This is a genomic window from Paraburkholderia sp. SIMBA_053, from assembly GCF_046534895.1.
GTDB classification, from domain to species: Bacteria; Pseudomonadota; Gammaproteobacteria; order Burkholderiales; family Burkholderiaceae; genus Paraburkholderia; species Paraburkholderia caledonica.
In genome coordinates this window covers 1-246 of the sequence record NZ_JAWRXU010001398.1, presented here as the reverse complement: position 1 = coordinate 246, position 246 = coordinate 1, and the positions used below count along the sequence as shown (strand labels likewise).

At 73.2% G+C, this 246-nt stretch carries 1 pseudogene; it reads right to left on the bottom strand.

Going from position 1 to position 246, the window contains the following annotated elements:
* Positions 1 to 246: pseudogene (glcE, locus tag SB753_RS40195) on the bottom strand (glycolate oxidase subunit GlcE); the annotation flags it as partial.

Genomic DNA, 246 nt, shown 5'->3' with positions numbered 1-246 from the left:
CCATCAGTTGCGCGCCGGGCAGTTGCAGCGGCTCGGTGATGGTCGGCAGCGCGAGGCGCCAGAGCGCGGATTTCGGCGCGATCGCCGCGAAGAACGGATCGGTCTGTTCGCGCAGGCCCGCCCAGAAGCGTTCGGCTTCGACGGCATCGACCACCTCACCGCCCAGCGACGTGCGCGCCGACTTGACGGCCGCCTCGGCGCCGCCAAGCCGCACGGCGAGCGTGCCGTGTCGCCACGCGCTGCCCG